Origin of the sequence: Alkaliflexus imshenetskii DSM 15055 (assembly GCF_000517065.1) — a bacterium.
GTDB classification, from domain to species: Bacteria; Bacteroidota; Bacteroidia; order Bacteroidales; family Marinilabiliaceae; genus Alkaliflexus; species Alkaliflexus imshenetskii.
The window spans coordinates 3,296,309-3,311,624 of sequence record NZ_KI912105.1 but is presented as its reverse complement, the minus strand read 5'-3'; the positions used below and the strand labels follow the sequence as shown (position 1 = coordinate 3,311,624).

The 15,316-nt window shown below is 39.8% G+C and carries 13 protein-coding genes and 1 tRNA gene; 8 read left to right on the top strand and 6 right to left on the bottom strand.

What is annotated here, in order from left to right; all coding sequences use genetic code 11:
- Positions 1-981: 981 nt before the first annotated feature.
- The 5 genes from ALKIM_RS18640 to ALKIM_RS0113885 form a co-directional block, all read right to left on the bottom strand.
- Entirely contained in the window at positions 982-1,851 is an 870-nt protein-coding gene (locus tag ALKIM_RS18640) for a hypothetical protein (protein ID WP_052345573.1), read from the bottom strand.
- 164 nt (positions 1,852-2,015) lie between these two features.
- Positions 2,016-3,140, bottom strand: a complete 1,125-nt coding sequence (locus ALKIM_RS0113900; protein WP_026475176.1) for a Fic family protein — start codon at positions 3,138-3,140, stop codon at positions 2,016-2,018.
- A gap of 270 nt (positions 3,141-3,410) precedes the next feature.
- Positions 3,411-4,175, bottom strand: coding sequence for a type I methionyl aminopeptidase (gene map / locus ALKIM_RS0113895; RefSeq protein ID WP_026475175.1), 765 nt, complete (start codon positions 4,173-4,175; stop codon positions 3,411-3,413).
- A gap of 520 nt (positions 4,176-4,695) precedes the next feature.
- Positions 4,696-6,471, bottom strand: a complete 1,776-nt coding sequence (locus tag ALKIM_RS0113890) for a T9SS type A sorting domain-containing protein (RefSeq protein ID WP_026475174.1) — start codon at positions 6,469-6,471, stop codon at positions 4,696-4,698.
- A 633-nt stretch (positions 6,472-7,104) separates the two neighbouring features.
- A tRNA-Pro gene (locus ALKIM_RS0113885) sits at positions 7,105-7,179 on the bottom strand.
- 319 nt (positions 7,180-7,498) lie between these two features.
- Here ALKIM_RS0113885 and ALKIM_RS0113880 point away from each other — a divergent pair.
- The 8 genes from ALKIM_RS0113880 to ALKIM_RS0113850 all read left to right on the top strand — a co-directional run bounded on the left by ALKIM_RS0113880 (position 7,499) and on the right by ALKIM_RS0113850 (position 14,631).
- Positions 7,499-8,143, top strand: coding sequence for an RNA polymerase sigma-70 factor (locus ALKIM_RS0113880; RefSeq protein ID WP_235714419.1), 645 nt, complete (start codon positions 7,499-7,501; stop codon positions 8,141-8,143).
- 176 nt (positions 8,144-8,319) lie between these two features.
- Complete coding sequence (locus ALKIM_RS0113875; protein ID WP_026475172.1) at positions 8,320-8,505, top strand: hypothetical protein; 186 nt, start codon at positions 8,320-8,322, stop codon at positions 8,503-8,505.
- Between the two features lie 35 nt (positions 8,506-8,540).
- Positions 8,541-9,497, top strand: a complete 957-nt coding sequence (locus tag ALKIM_RS0113870) for a FecR domain-containing protein (protein ID WP_026475171.1) — start codon at positions 8,541-8,543, stop codon at positions 9,495-9,497.
- Between the two features lie 27 nt (positions 9,498-9,524).
- Positions 9,525-12,206 (top strand): TonB-dependent receptor, encoded by a 2,682-nt coding sequence (locus ALKIM_RS0113865; RefSeq protein WP_044117969.1) that lies wholly within the window; start codon positions 9,525-9,527, stop codon positions 12,204-12,206.
- A gap of 214 nt (positions 12,207-12,420) precedes the next feature.
- Positions 12,421-13,131, top strand: a complete 711-nt coding sequence (locus tag ALKIM_RS0113860; RefSeq protein WP_044117968.1) for a peroxiredoxin — start codon at positions 12,421-12,423, stop codon at positions 13,129-13,131.
- Between the two features lies 1 nt (position 13,132).
- Entirely contained in the window at positions 13,133-13,555 is a 423-nt protein-coding gene (locus tag ALKIM_RS0113855; RefSeq protein ID WP_044117967.1) for a DUF134 domain-containing protein, read from the top strand.
- Positions 13,539-13,736: a hypothetical protein gene (locus ALKIM_RS19665; RefSeq protein ID WP_084555893.1), complete on the top strand. Its 198-nt coding sequence runs from the start codon at positions 13,539-13,541 to the stop codon at positions 13,734-13,736. The genes ALKIM_RS0113855 and ALKIM_RS19665 overlap by 17 nt, the downstream gene beginning before the upstream one ends.
- A gap of 13 nt (positions 13,737-13,749) precedes the next feature.
- Positions 13,750-14,631: an MBL fold metallo-hydrolase gene (locus tag ALKIM_RS0113850; RefSeq protein WP_026475167.1), complete on the top strand. Its 882-nt coding sequence runs from the start codon at positions 13,750-13,752 to the stop codon at positions 14,629-14,631.
- 80 nt (positions 14,632-14,711) lie between these two features.
- On the opposite strand, the gene ALKIM_RS0113845 is transcribed toward ALKIM_RS0113850, so the two are convergent.
- Entirely contained in the window at positions 14,712-15,272 is a 561-nt protein-coding gene (locus ALKIM_RS0113845; RefSeq protein ID WP_026475166.1) for a 2-oxoacid:acceptor oxidoreductase family protein, read from the bottom strand.
- Positions 15,273-15,316: the final 44 nt, after the last annotated feature.

The window sequence follows — 15,316 nt, the reverse complement described above, 5'->3', positions numbered from 1 at the left end:
TGTTGATATCCAAGCTCCCAAATTGCCAATTGGTTCTGTCCATGCTCAAGCGGTAGGGCGGTTTAGAGGGCAAAAGAGCAAATATCAGCCGGGCGAGTAAACGCCTCTCTATAAGAAACTCGGCGAAAAATCGTTGCACCCGTCGATGGCTCGATTCGTAGGTTGCCTGTCCCTCAAATCCTTGCGCAAGCTTTACGAACGAAACCGTTTGCAACTTGCACATTGCACAAACAATTGAAATCGTGCACTTTACCCGTGCTTTATGCCATCCGGTCGTTTCTTTAAACAGTTGGATTAATTCGCTATATTTGTTATCAACCTTGGTGTTCACGTATAGTACAAAAGATGTGGTAATCAGCTGTAATATACTGAATATCAAGGTTTTATCCAAATGCTTTAGATTATTATTTAATTGATTTTCAATTATTTAACTGTTTTGTCATGTACTAAGAGGCACAATACCTTATAATTCTTAACGCTTTCAGCCCGTCTGGCGTAAACAATTTATCTTGTTGAATATATATGAACAGATTGATACGTGATACAACCCCACAAAAAAGGCGCTGGACGATGCATATCCGTATAAAACCAATGGATTTAAATAGATGCTTAATAGGTCTAAATTTTGCATTCTTCCCTCAATCAACGGATACTGAATCAAAATATAAATTGCCATAACGCCCATAAGCACAACTATCGACTGAAAAAATATTACTGTAGATCTACTCATATTGATTTTTTGGGTTCAGAGATTTATGGCAAATAAAAAAGCGAAGCAATAGCGGTAAAAGAACATCCATTCCTTCGAATCAGGCAAAATGTTTACACCTTTAATAAACGGTTTTACATTAAACATTTATTCATTAACGTGAAAAATGAATTTTAATTGTGTCTGCTTCGCACTTTAAATAAATCAATTTGAATCAGAATTAAATCACATTAAAAAAAAACCTGCCAATCGCATGATACGCACCATCACGCCTATTTGCCATATACCTTGTTGTGTAGTCGTACATTTATTAATTTGTCAAATATATCTGTCTTTGTTATGTATTTTGTCGAATCAAGCCCCTTCTTATCCTCATCGATTCTGACCAGCCCAAAATAATCCAAGAATCTGTCAAAAATCCGAATTGAATAACACCTTGATGCATAATTTTCCAGAGTTCCGCGAGTTGGCTCAATCGAATCTAATAGTTTTGGATAAGCTTTGAAATATTTCTCAGCGTAAAAAGAATCAAGTTGTTTAGTTTGTCCATATTTTGAAAGCAGAATCAAAGAAAAACCGTATCCAAGTTGTCCGATTTGGTTCTCACCATATCCATCATAATATGCCCAGTTAAACTTGTTTGCAAAAGTTAAAAATATTTGTCGCAATAACGCTTCATTATCCCCAAGAAGCTTTTGGGCTGATTTTGTCAAACTAAGTTTTCCATACCTCTTTTTAGTTAATCCTGCAAGTTCAACCAAAATCCGTGTAAGATTTACAGTCATCGACTCTGTCTCTTTGTATAATTTAGAAATCCCTTTATCGATATATGCATCTTTAAGGAATCCTTGTTCATAAAGATCTGCAATCATTTTTGTCGGCAGAAATCCTTTGTTTGTTAGTTTTATATCACCATTCTTATCAATCAGGTCTGTCAAGTACTTAATCTGGTTGAGAATCGGGATTCTTTTATAATCTGTGTCGGATAGCTTTTGTAATTTCAATGGACTTTCGGCTGCGAAAGTAAAATGCAGAATCTTGTGCATCTCAAAAGGTGAATATCCTTCGAATTCAGGAATAGGCCGATTGTTCTGCTCGTTCATCGCTTGGTTAATATGTCTCTGTAATTCTTTTAAATCCATGTGATTTTGTTGTTATAAAGTCTGTGCGTAAACATGTAGGAATATGGCAAGAGGCGGAATGCGGGTTGCGTCTTTATCAACCGTTACAGTCGCCAGTGCGGAGCAGCATGTTGAATAACAACATAATCCCAGCCCCTTGCTATTTTGCTTGTGCCAACGGGGCATTATCTGAACAAATTTAAATAATTATCAAACACATATACTCTACTTCTTTGTCCTCCAGTCTTTTCTTTCAATATCTTAAGTTTCTCTAAATCTGAAATCAATTTGTACGATGATGGCATAGAAATCGAGGCTATCTTACTAACCTTATCCGCTGTAATCATTGGGCGTTTATACAGGTAGTCTATCACTTTCTTTGCTTTTGAAGCTCTACTTCCTAAAGATTGGATGTCAATATCAATTTGTTTTTGAAGCTGTAGTATATTGTCAAAAGTGACAATTCCATCTTTAGCAGTTTCAATCACTCCAACAAGAAAGAATTTATACCATTGTCCTAAATCATTTTTTTCTCTTACGATTGTTAAGTTATCATAATATAATTGTCTGTTTCGTTCAAAAAAGTCAGACAAATACAATACAGGTTTTTGTAATATTCCTTTGCTAACCAAATAAAGCGGAATTACTAATCGTCCTATTCTACCATTTTCATCAAGAAAAGGGTGAATTGTCTCAAATTGGTAATGAACCAGCCCTATTTTAAGCAATTCAGGTATATGAAATTCTTCGTTGTGAATAAATTTCTCAATATCACTCATTAGGTCAGGTACTGAACTGTGAACTGGAGGTATAAATACTGCGTCATTTATTGTTGCCCCACCAATCCAATTTTGACTAATCCGAAATTCACCGGGTTGTTTTTTTTCTCCTCGCACACCTTGAAGCAACACACGATGAGTTTCTCTTATTAATCGTGACGAAAAAGGAAGTTTATCGAGGTGCTCAACAGCCCATTCCATTGCTTTTATGTAGTTCTGAACCTCTTCCCAATCATCACGTTTATCTAATGGCAAGTCTTCTTTCTCTAAAAGGGCTTCATCCATATTTGTCTGAGTTCCTTCAATTTTGCTGCTCTGTGTCGCTTCCTTCAAAACATGCATACTGATAAACAATTCGATATTAGGAATATACTTTGAATACATGTCCAATCGTCCTAGTTCTCTATCAGCTTGGCTTAACAATTGCAATATTTCCATATTATCAACTTGCAACTGCCTGTTAATAAACTCCGGCTGGAAGCTTTTATAATAACCTTGACTAATATATTGTCCAGATTTAAACTGTCTCATGGTAAAATTTTAAATAAAGATAAACCCTATTTAATTATTTGCCAAATTTCTTAAATAAGAGGCTTAGCTATTTAAGATTTAGGTCAGTTTCTTTCATGTAGGATGTTTCTTAGCCTTGTTGGCAACGACCACATATATGAAATTGGGGATTGTTGGCCGTCATCACTTTCTGCCGTTACAAAAACTGATGCGGGGCAGACGCTTTCAAGCTATCACTGCGCCCGCCATTGGATATAATGCGTGTTAATAGTTCGGACTAGATTCTGTTTATCAATTCCAGATATCATTCATTTCAGTTAAAATTAACGGATATCCATCTGTAACAATTATAGTATGTTCATGTTGAGCCATAAATCCTCCTTTGTTCCCTACCATTGTCCATCCATCGTTTAATGTATCAGCATAGGTTGAAGTTGTTGAGATAAATGTTTCAATTGCTACTACACTGTTTTTCTTAAATCTTCTTTGGTCAAATTGATTTCTATAATTAAGTAATTCATCAGGTTGTTCGTGCAAACTTCTGCCAATTCCATGTCCACAAAGATTCTTAATGACTTTGAATCCTCTCTTTCTTGCTTCGTTTTCTATTAAGTGCCCAATATCAGAAATTCGCACTCCACCTATAATTCTATCAATTGCTAACTTTAATATGCGCTTGGAAGCATCTACTAATTCCTGATGTTGATTAATATCCTCACCAAGAACAAATGAACCACCATTGTCCGCCCAAAATCCATTCAATTCCGCAGAAACATCAATATTAACCAAATCACCTTCTTTCAAAACTCTCATGTCAGAAGGAATTCCATGACAAAATTCATTATTAAGACTAATACAAGTATAACCAGGGAATCCATAAGTTAAAAAAGGAGCCGAGTTTGCACCAAATTCAGAAAGTATTCTAGCTCCAAAATTGTCAAGTTCTTTTGTGGTCATGCCAGCTTGAGCATATCTTGTCATTTCTTTCAACGTATAAGCAACAGCTTCGCTGGCTTTTTGCATTCCAATAAATTCAAATTCTTGTTTAATTGACATGACTTTATCCCATTTTACTTAATTTAAATTTGATCGTGTTGCCTGTTTGTTTTAAGCCTTCCGGCTAACTCTTAGTTGGCTTTCAGTTAAACTCTGCTATGTTTTATTGATTCCAGGATGGATAATTATTGCTCACTATTTTTAAACTTAAAATGGGTGTCATTGCTCCGTTTTTCTTCTGTTCCACATCGTATTGCCTTGACGACGGGTTTATAGCCCAAAAGTAGCTTGTTTTCAACATTTGAAACACAAATACCACTCTTCTCTTAAACCGAAAAGGTTAAAAACAGCTTAATCGCAACATAGGCGATCTTGCCTATAACATCAAAAACCGACAAAAAGTCCATAGTTGCCAGCTGTAGTCCTGACGGGATGTCGTTCAACCTGGAATTATCTCAGAGCGTTGCGACTGCTGATATTCCTATATACTAGCGAACGTATTTCATTTATATTTAAGAGAATAATCAACATTCGAAAAAATCAAGGATTGCAATTTTATAGCAACCCTTGATTATAAAATTTAGTTAACTACCAGTTTCTTATTATGAAAACCATTTTCACTGTCGATTTTTAAAATATATATACCCTTTTTAAGATGCTCAATACTCATTTCATTTTCTATATTATGCTTTGAAAAAATCAACGTGCCATTCAAACTATAGATATTAATTTGTAATATTCTTGAAGGAGAATTGAAATACAAGATCGTACTTGCTGGATTAGGGTAAATCTCCAAATCTTGATTTTTAAGTTTCGTTGGTATTATTGATACGGGTGGTTCTTGAATTGTAAACGAAACGAAGGGAGCAAATGATGATGCTAAGTAAGAATTGTCGATTGATTGAACTGACCAACTGTAGTTACCCGGAGCAAGTTGACTGGTTCTAAAAAACGTTAACATACCAGCATTACCAAATTCAACCAATGAGCGAACACCATAATTGTTACTCAATGAGGGTATAATAATTTGTCCTTCTTTAAGTAAGCTTACGTTATAGGATAATGATTTCGCTGAAGTAGAATTGTCCTCACTTGGATTCCATTTTAATACTGCCTTATTGCCATTGATTTCTACAGCTAAATTAGTGGGAACAGTTGGAGCATCATTTGCCGTAAAAGCATTACTACTTTTTTTATTGTGTCCATCATTCAAGTAAATAGCTCCAATAAGTCCCATATCACTCTTTTGCCCATTAATAATTATATCCAAAAATCCATCATTATTAAAATCGGCCCAACAGCCTGAAGATTGACTAACCCCAGGTCCTTCAAACACTTGTTCAAATTTCAGGGAGTCGTTTGCGTAAACTCTAAAAATACATTCATTTAATTCCTGAACACGTCCTGAGATTAAAATATCCAAATAGCCATCGTTATCATAATCACCAAATTTAGCAAAGCCCTCACCGACATTTGGCAAGGAGGTTTCGATTAAACGAAAATTATTAATATCATTGAGATATAAACCTGTAAAAAACTGATTATCTGCGGTTATCCCTGTAAGTAAAAGGTCAGGATCACCATCATTATCGACATCACCCCATTCAATCGAGCTATAATATAATCCTTCAAATAATGAATCAAAAACCAATGTAAAACCATCTCCTGTATTTTTATATAATTGAGTAATTGGAGGTCCTGTTTCTGGCGCTTGTCCTGTAACACCGGTAATTAAAAAATCTAATAGTCCATCACCATCGAAATCAATCCATGAGGCGCTACCAAACGAGACACCAGTAACTGTTGATGAAATATCTATTTCTGAAAATATAGAGTCTCTGTTTTCGAACAATTTTGTAATTGAATTGCTATGAATATCTTGACCCACAATAAGGATATCTGATAAACCATCATTATTAAAATCGCCCCAATCAATTGCGCCTCTACTGATCCCTGGAAGCTCAATGTTGGAGTTTACAAAAACAGAATCGAATGTCAGAATTTTACTAATAACACCCCCATCTGCTGGAGACCAGCCAATAAGTGCCAAATCCATTTTTCCATTATTGTCATAGTCGGCCCAATCAATAGCACCATCGTATAAATCAGGAAAAGCATCAATTTTAAATTCATTAAAGACTAGATTGTCATTCCTATAGAATGAGGAGTAAACATTAGCTAAAGTATCATTCCCAAAGGTAAGTATATCCAAATCGCCATCAGAATCAAAATCGGTACAGGTTATGCCACCATTCCGCAACCCTCTTAAAGTATCTGTTAGTAGTGTAAATTGAGCATTGCTTTGTAAAATGAAGCAGATGTTAAATAGAAAACACAAGAAAGTAAATTTTTTCATAAATCACTATTATTAGTAAAAAGAATAAATTTCAGTTAGCCGATCACAAACTATATATTTGGTAACTCCTATATATATTATCAATAAACACCAAAATCCACCTCCACCAATTACGTATAACCATGAATTCAGAGATAGATAATCACATTATAATTTCACATTTTAAAACTAAACAAAAAAACTTAAAAACTTTAACAGATTTGACTAATAACCAATCATGTTCGATAAATGACAAAAAAAGCCGGGTTTCCCCAGCAGTATGTGATGTAACGAGATAATTAGTAGAATGGAAGCATTCAAATTTAGAGTGTTTGAGATTAAATGAATTCGTTTCGGTGAACGGACACCGTTTGGTTCACCTAAAAACACCCAAATCATTCCAAACCTAATTGAACCTCACTCGACGAACCTCTTATTTGACGCGGTTTGCAGTAATCTGGTGAACTAAAATTAATCAATCATTTGGTTCACCTTCTGGTTCTCATTTTTGTTGAAATGCGAGGCATTCACGAAGACAATATTTAATAAAACAAAAACGAGTAAATAAATCAATTTGAATTAAATCACAAAAAACAGAAAACCCTGCAAATCATAGGATTTGCAGGGTTTTGATATTCTTTAAACTTGGATTTGTCGGGATGAGAAGATTCGAACTTCCGACCCCTCGCCCCCCAGACGAGTACTCTAACCGGACTGAGCTACATCCCGAACTTTTTGTCCTTTTTAAAGACGGTGCAAAGATATATATTTTACCTTTATCAGCAACCTATGACATCTAAAAAAACAGAAAAAAATGATGAATCTCAGCCATGACTGAGATAACAATTTTTAAATCAAATCTTAAGCATCCCTTATGGGTTTTCAGCATCAATATTTTCCATTCGGCGAAATAATAGATGTGCAACTGAACAAAAAGCTATATTTTTGTGTATTGAATGCGAGGGGCTGAACAGGCAGGATGTATCAATGTCCAAATCGTTTATATCCTCAACAAAACCGACCCATCAACCCAAAACAAAACGTAACTTTGAACACCATTGAAACTGATACCATAAACAGGGAAACCATTCGCATGTCCAAAAGCGCCAACCTTTCTGACGATGCCATGCTTCTTGCCGCATTAAAACGTGGCGATGAAAGGGCTTACCGGCATCTTTTCGATGCTTATTACCGTAAGTTAGTGGCCTTTGCCAATAGGATGCTGACCGACATGGATCTGTCGCGCGGTGTGGTGCAGGATGTTTTTGTAATGCTTTTCGACCGACGGGAAGAGATCACCATCCATACAAGTTTGAATGCCCATCTGCATCAGAGCGTTCGCAACCGTTGCCTTAACCTCATTAAACGCGACAAGATGAAGAAAGAGCATCATCAGCGCATTTTTGATGCCGGCGACGAAATTGAAACACCTAGCTTAAACATTGAGATTGAAGAATTGGAAGCGGTCATCCGTGTCACGGTTGACGAGCTGCCAGACCAATGCAGGCGTATTTTCAGGATGAGTCGGAATGAAGGACTTTCCAACCAGGAGATAGCAGAAACACTCAATATATCCAAACGCACCGTTGAAACTCAAATCAGCAAAGCACTAAAGAAACTGAGGGAGGAACTGGCAAAGAACCAACTACTTCCGCCTGCACTTATTTTACTGGGTGCTCTTTTTGTATTTTAGATTCTTTCTAAAAACACTTTTACACACATTCCGAATACGTGTGACACACCCTTTGGTTGTCATATACTAAGATGACACATATTTTGAAGAGGCAGAAGGGGAATTTAAGCCATTGCCAGTAGGCAATGAAAATGCACAACTTATAAACACTATAAACACAAAAAAACCATATTGTTATGGAATTTTTACTTCAATTAATTGCAGAACTATTTGCCGGAGAGCCAACAGAAGCGCAAACTCCTGTAATGGAATCCGTGCAAAATGAAGAAACCGCTGTTCAGGTGATGGAAGAAACGCCGGTCACTGAACCAAGCATCACTGCTAAGGCTCCCAACTTCTTCAATGTCATTCAGTTTCACTAGAAATTCACTCAAGAAATTGTATTTGAACAAGACTTATGGGTTCTACTGATTATTATAATGAAGATTTGATTGTCAGATATCTGGATGGGGAATGCACCCATGAGGAAGCATTGACAATTGAATCGTTATTGAAATCCGACGCCCGGTACAAGCAGCATTTCAACGAAATCCGCTTCATCTGGGAACAGACAGCCATTTCTTCCACTGAGCTAGAGAAAGACTGGAGCCTGATACGTCAACGTATCGGATTTGGCAAGAAACAAGCCTCACCATTCGCTTTCTTTTTGCGTGCTGCAGCAGTTATCATTATGGTATTCTCGGTTTCGGCAAGTCTATGGGTTTATTGGAATGTGCCTGGCTATGGCCGTTGGGTGGTGTTTGAAACAGGAGCCACCTCCGATTCATTGGTACTCCCCGACGCCAGTATTGTTTACCTCAATCGCAACTCATCGCTAAAGTTCAGGAATGCTTTTGCTGGACCCGAAAGACATGTAGCCCTCAAAGGCGAAGGCTATTTTGAAGTTGCAAAAGACCTTGAAAAACCATTTAAAGTAGAGGTTGGTCCTGTATCGGTAAATGTTTTGGGCACTGCCTTCCATCTTGATGGTACACGCGCCGATGGGCTGATTGAACTAAATGTGACAGAAGGTATTGTTAACCTCTCAAACCGAAGAGAAAGCAACCAAATATATGCCGGTGAATGGGCCATTGCCAATGCAAAGGTTATGGGTAAAGGCGTTATAACCAACAACAATTTCATATCCTGGAAAACGGGTCTGCTCGAATTCAACGAAGCATCGCTTAGCGATATTTCCGTAGCATTGCGTAACCATTTTCCCGAGATCAATGATGTCATTATCTATAACCAGAGTAATATAAAAGTCACAACCCGATTTAAAGGACAGCATCTGGATGAAATCACTGAAGAGTTGTCGGTTCATTTCCAGAAAAATTTCGCTCTAAAAAACGGTACTTTAATAATCTCTGACTAACTTAGGGAGCTAAAATTGAGTTAATCAATGCTCCCGCACAAAACCCGAATATCACATACAATCAAAATATTATGCGGGGTTGTTCTCTTATGGGGAACAGCCTCGCTTTCGTTGTTGGCACAAGGTGACCCTACGCCAACGGTTCGTCCGGACATGATCTCGGGTAGTGGAAGAGACCTCATCCGCCATCTGGAGACCAAATCGGGATGGGTAATCTCTTACAGCACACGCCTCTGCATTGAAGACAATATGACCTTAAGCCGGGAGCAAAAATCTCTTTTGGCGCATTTGCAGGATCTCTTTGCCAACTGCAGCTTTACCTGGGTTATTCGCGACAACAGGATAATTTTAAGGCCAAAGGAACTTAGTGAACGAAGATTTGTGGTGAACGGATATGTACGTGAATCACCCGGACAGGAACGTCTGCCATATGCCAATATCTTTAATCTGCAAACCGGCACCGGCACCACCAGCAACAACTATGGATTTTACAGCATTACTCTGGCGCCCGGCCAACATACACTTAACGCCTCTTTTGTCGGCTTTGGCAGTCAGAGCGTGGAGTTCAACCTTCAAAGAGATACCACCATTCATTTTTCGTTGCAGGCATCCATCGAACTGAGCGAAGTTGCCGTGATTGGGCAAAAAAATTATGAGTTCACCCATCTTACACGAACAGGTGCCATCATGATGCCAATTGAAGAAATCAGGCGCACCCCTGCCCTTCTTGGCGAAACAGATCTGGTAAAAAGCATCCAGATGCTGCCAGGAATACAAGGCGGCAGCGAGGGTTTCAGCGGTTTATATGTGCGCGGAGGCGGGCCGGATCAAAACCTGATATTGCTCGACGATGTGCCTGTATATAACATCGGTCACCTATTGGGATTCTTTTCAATATTTAATGCCGATGCCGTGCGTCATGTTTCTGTAATGAAGGGCGGGTTTCCCGCAAGGTACGGGGGACGACTCTCCTCCGTAATAGACATACGAATGATTGAAGGCGACAACGAGCAAATAAATGGCACGGTAAACCTCGGACTTCTTTCATCGGGCGTATCGGTTAACGGGCCGGTGGTGAAAGACAAATCAGGCTTTGCCGTCTCATTCCGACGAACCTACCTCGATGCCATAGCCGGTCTGGCTCAGCGTGGCCGCGACGAAACCACCAACTACTTCTTTTATGATCTCAATGCCAAATTCAACCACACATTTAATCCCCGCCACAGACTCTATCTTAGCGCCTATCTGGGCAGAGACAAATACTTCACTACTTACAATTATCAGGATGTTTCATCTGATGATACCGGTGGCCAAAACAGTGAAGTAACGACCTCCATCAACGATGAGAACAATGCCGGTTGGGGTAACTTTGTTACGGCACTCAGATGGAACTTTGTCATCACACCAAAGCTTTTCAGTAACCTCACCGCCACATATTCCGATTATCGATTCTTTATTGGGGTGCAGCGCAACAACCAGTTTAACAACCAATGGGATAGCTATGAACAAAGATATCTGAGCGGTATAAGAGATTTAGGTGTGAAGATGGATTTTGACTATTTTCCGGTTGGCAACCATCTTATAAAGTTTGGTTTTAACGGCATCAGACACAGTTTTAATCCAGGCGTGGATATAATAAAACGGAGCGTAAACACCACCTTTCCACTGGATACAACCATTGGCGATCTGAAACTTCTTGGCAGCGAGCTGCACGCCTATGCCGAAAACGAATTTATGATTGGCAGCAGACTGCGAATCAATGCCGGTGGCCGGTTTATCCTTTTCAAAGGCAAAAGTGAATATTATCAATCCATTGAACCCAGGCTCGCCATCAATTACGCACTCAGACCAACATGGAATCTGCGAGGTTCATACAACCACATGTCGCAATATATCCACATGGTAAGTTCCTCAAACGTGGCACTGCCAACCGACTTGTGGTTGCCTGTTACCGATAAAATTCCACCAATGCGTTCACGACAGGTATCCCTTGGCAGTGAGTGGGCGCTTGATCACCAGCAAACATTCACACTTAGCACCGAGATATATTACAAATGGCTATACAATCTGCTTCATTATAAGGAGAGTACCGGTTTTTTTGATTACAGCACAGAGTGGGAAGACAAACTCACCGGTGGCGAAGGCATCTCATACGGTACCGAGTTGTTGTTCCGGAAAAACAAGGGCAGCCTTACCGGATGGCTGGGATACACCTATGCCAACACCACCAACCGGTTTGATGACCTGAACCAGGGACGCTCATTCCCTGCCAGATTTGATCGCAGGCACGATTTGAACCTATCGCTTAACTACCGTTTTAACCTACAGGTTGATGGAGGTATAATGTGGCAATTCGGCAGCGGCACACCCGTAACCTTACCCTCCGAAAAATTCTTCGCACCAGACTATCCTTTTGGTGAACAAACAGTGTCATCGTCAGGATATTCAGAAAATGCCAGCAGTCTAAACGCTTTCCGCATGCCTGCTTTTCACCGGCTCGATGTGGGTTTCAACTTCACGAAAGAGAACCCTTCAACAACCAGAATTTGGAGCCTTGGCATAATAAACCTTTACGGACGACAAAACCCGTTTATACTTTATTTTGCCTCTGATGAAAATGCCGAACCAGGGGCAGCACAACGAAAACTGAAACAACTCAGCCTCTTCCCATTCCCAATACCGTATGTGAAATACACTTTGAAATTTTAATGGCGATAGGGATATCGGCCAATACTTCAAAAAATCTCTAATTCACCACAGAAGAATTGCAGCAACATCAAAACGGCATCATCATTTGTATTTGTTATACGCCATAAAATCAAACAATAAGAATTGATTGATCATCAGATATTTATTTTGAACATTTGTTCTATATTAATTAAATTTGTTAGAACAGTCAAAACCCACTAAAAAAATTAGCGTTATGGAACAAGAACCAGAAGTAATTGCCATGCCACGTATTGGTGAAGATGCACCATCATTTACAGCAGTAACCACCCAGGGCACTATCAAATTCCCAAACGACTATAGGGGTCAATGGGTTATCTTCTTTAGTCACCCGGCCGATTTCACGCCCGTTTGCACCTCAGAATTTATGACATTTGCCTCTATGCAGGCAGAATTTAAGAGTTTGAATACCGAACTGTTAGGTCTTTCAGTGGATGGTCTTTACAGCCACATTGCATGGTTACGCACCATCAAAGAAAAGATTGAATATAAGGGCATGAAAGATGTAGAAGTAACTTTCCCCCTTATCGAGGACATTACCATGGAGATTTCAAAGAAATATGGTATGATTCAGCCCGGAGAAAGTAACACCAAAGCTGTGCGCGCCGTTTTTATTGTTGACCCAAAAGGAAAAATCCGAACCATCATTTATTACCCACTTTCGCTGGGACGAAACTTTGATGAACTTAAACGGGTTATTATTGCCCTGCAAACTGCCGATGCCTTTGAAGTGGCCACTCCTGCCGACTGGCAGCCGGGCGACGACCTCATTGTGCCCCCTGCCGGATCATGCGGTACCGCCAAAGAACGGGTGGAAGGTAAAGATGCCAACATCAAATGTTATGATTGGTTTTTCTGCACCAAACCGCTGTCTAAAGAAGAGGTATTTAAAGCCATACAGAAATAAGGTGCCCAGGCCAAAACGCAAACGACTTGTCACGAACCCTCCACTCATGGAGGGTTTTCGCCCTTTTGGCATACCCATGCAGCAGCTGGAACCCGAAGTATTGCTCTACGAAGAGTATGAGTCCATCCGTTTGGCTGATTACGATGGATTAAACCACGAAGAAGCCGCCAAAAGAATGAACATATCACGTCCTACATTCACACGCATCTATGAAAAAGCCAGAAAAACAGTAGCCAAAGCTTTTGTAGAAGGCAAAGCCATATTTTTTGATGGCGGACATTTTCACACTAATGAGTTTTGGTATAGATGCGAGGATTGCTACAAATTGACCATATCACTGAAAAACTGCGAGTTATGCTACTACTGCCAATCAAACAATATACAACGTATTGACCAAAAAACACAAAATGATGCCCTACAATGAATGCGATGGCAACTGCATTTGTGTGTATTGCCAAATACGCGTGATTCATGAACAGAAAACCCCGTGCCGCGAACACAATTGCCGCCAGTGTGGCAGACCCTTGATAAGAGAAGGCAGCTATCACCACCAACTCTATCTGGAAAAACTCAAAGCAGCCGACAACGCCCGCAACAGCAAATAAATAACCACAGCAAATGTACAACTCTGCCAACCCTACCAACAACAAAGAACTGAAAATCAAAGTATTGATAGACAATGCGCCGCACCCGGAAAAACCGCTTCAAACAGAACATGGTCTTAGCATCTGGTTTGAAATTGATACACAAAAATGGTTGCTGGATTTAGGTGATTCATCTGCCTTTGCTGAAAATGCATCTCATCTTGGCATAAACCTCAGTGAGGTAGATTATGTGCTGCTTTCGCATGGGCATAAAGACCACACCGGCGGTTTGGCACAATTTCTCACCATCAACCACCACGCCACCATCTTTCTTTCAGAGAACATGCCGGGACAAATATACCTATCGCTGAGAGATGGGCTGAAACGGGACATTTCCATTGACCATAAGCTCCTAAAAAAACATCCACATCGTTTTCGATATATTGGAGATAACACAATAGTAAACAGCCATGTTGCAATTGTGTGTAAGTTGCAAGGTGACTTCCCAGCACCCTTAGCTAACCAATCGTTATTCATTGAAAGGGATGGAACCATTATGCCTGATGATTTTACCCATGAACTGGCCATCTCCATAAAGACAGCACAAGGTATGACAGTGCTTTCCGGATGCGCGCACAATGGAATACTTAACACGCTGCATGCTGTTTCTGCTTTTCATGGCCACAACCACATCAACTGCTACTTTGGAGGCACCCATCTGCCCGACAGCCGTGGCGGAAGAAACTACGAAACCGGTGAAGACATTGATTCAATTGCCTGGCATCTTAAAACAAATTTTCCTGAAATGCAGCTTATTACAAGCCACTGCACAGGCAACAAGGCCAAAGAAATATTTAATGACACCCTTAAAAACAAACTCACCACTTTCTACTCTGGTTTTAGCATTGAGCTATAGAAATCTGAAACAAAGGCACAAAAAAACCCGGAAAAGACTGCCTTTCCGGGTTGATGTGAGTAAGTGTATTTTCGTTCCACTTATGAAGCTGATACTTCGTGCACCGATTTGACAATTTCAGTGCCACGTACTATGGCATCGCGATTGAGCGGCAGTAAGTGATGGTGCCGCTCGGGCAGAGACTTTTTCAAACCTTCCATCACATTATCCATGGTAACAATGGGTCTTAATTTCAAATAAGCACCAAGCACTATCATATTAAATGTTTTTGAGCTATTCATTTTTGATGCCTCCTCGGCAGCATCTACCCGACAGATATTGATATCGGTACGCTCAGGGTGTCGGGTTATGCCATTTCCATCATACAATAACAGACCGCCAGGCTTGATGCTTTTCTCAAACTTATCCATAGATTGCTGATTGAGGATGATGGCAGTATCGTATTTCTTGAGTATGGGAGAACTGATTCGGCTATCGCTGAGGATTACCGTGACATTGGCAGTACCACCCCGCATTTCGGGGCCGTAAGATGGCATCCATGATACTTCCATATCCTGCATCACACCTGAATACGCCAGAATTTTACCCATAGATAAAACTCCTTGACCGCCAAACCCGGCTATGATAATTTCTTCATTCATCAGATAAAGATTTTAAGTTCACTAATTCCGCAGATGGTTACCAC

What these genes read in the sequence shown, in the direction of transcription:
- ALKIM_RS0113845 (WP_026475166.1), bottom strand. Translation starts at nt 15,272, where the DNA reads ATGAATGAAGAAATTATCATAGCCGGGTTTGGCGGTCAAGGAGTTTTA.
- map (WP_026475175.1), bottom strand. Translation starts at nt 4,175, where the DNA reads ATGTCAATTAAACAAGAATTTGAATTTATTGGAATGCAAAAAGCCAGC.
- ALKIM_RS0113900 (WP_026475176.1), bottom strand. Translation starts at nt 3,140, where the DNA reads ATGAGACAGTTTAAATCTGGACAATATATTAGTCAAGGTTATTATAAA.
- ALKIM_RS0113890 (WP_026475174.1), bottom strand. Translation starts at nt 6,471, where the DNA reads ATGAAAAAATTTACTTTCTTGTGTTTTCTATTTAACATCTGCTTCATT.
- ALKIM_RS0113860 (WP_044117968.1), top strand. Translation starts at nt 12,421, where the DNA reads ATGGAACAAGAACCAGAAGTAATTGCCATGCCACGTATTGGTGAAGAT.
- ALKIM_RS19665 (WP_084555893.1), top strand. Translation starts at nt 13,539, where the DNA reads ATGATGCCCTACAATGAATGCGATGGCAACTGCATTTGTGTGTATTGC.
- ALKIM_RS0113870 (WP_026475171.1), top strand. Translation starts at nt 8,541, where the DNA reads ATGGGTTCTACTGATTATTATAATGAAGATTTGATTGTCAGATATCTG.
- ALKIM_RS0113865 (WP_044117969.1), top strand. Translation starts at nt 9,525, where the DNA reads ATGCTCCCGCACAAAACCCGAATATCACATACAATCAAAATATTATGC.
- ALKIM_RS0113875 (WP_026475172.1), top strand. Translation starts at nt 8,320, where the DNA reads ATGGAATTTTTACTTCAATTAATTGCAGAACTATTTGCCGGAGAGCCA.
- ALKIM_RS18640 (WP_052345573.1), bottom strand. Translation starts at nt 1,851, where the DNA reads ATGGATTTAAAAGAATTACAGAGACATATTAACCAAGCGATGAACGAG.
- ALKIM_RS0113850 (WP_026475167.1), top strand. Translation starts at nt 13,750, where the DNA reads ATGTACAACTCTGCCAACCCTACCAACAACAAAGAACTGAAAATCAAA.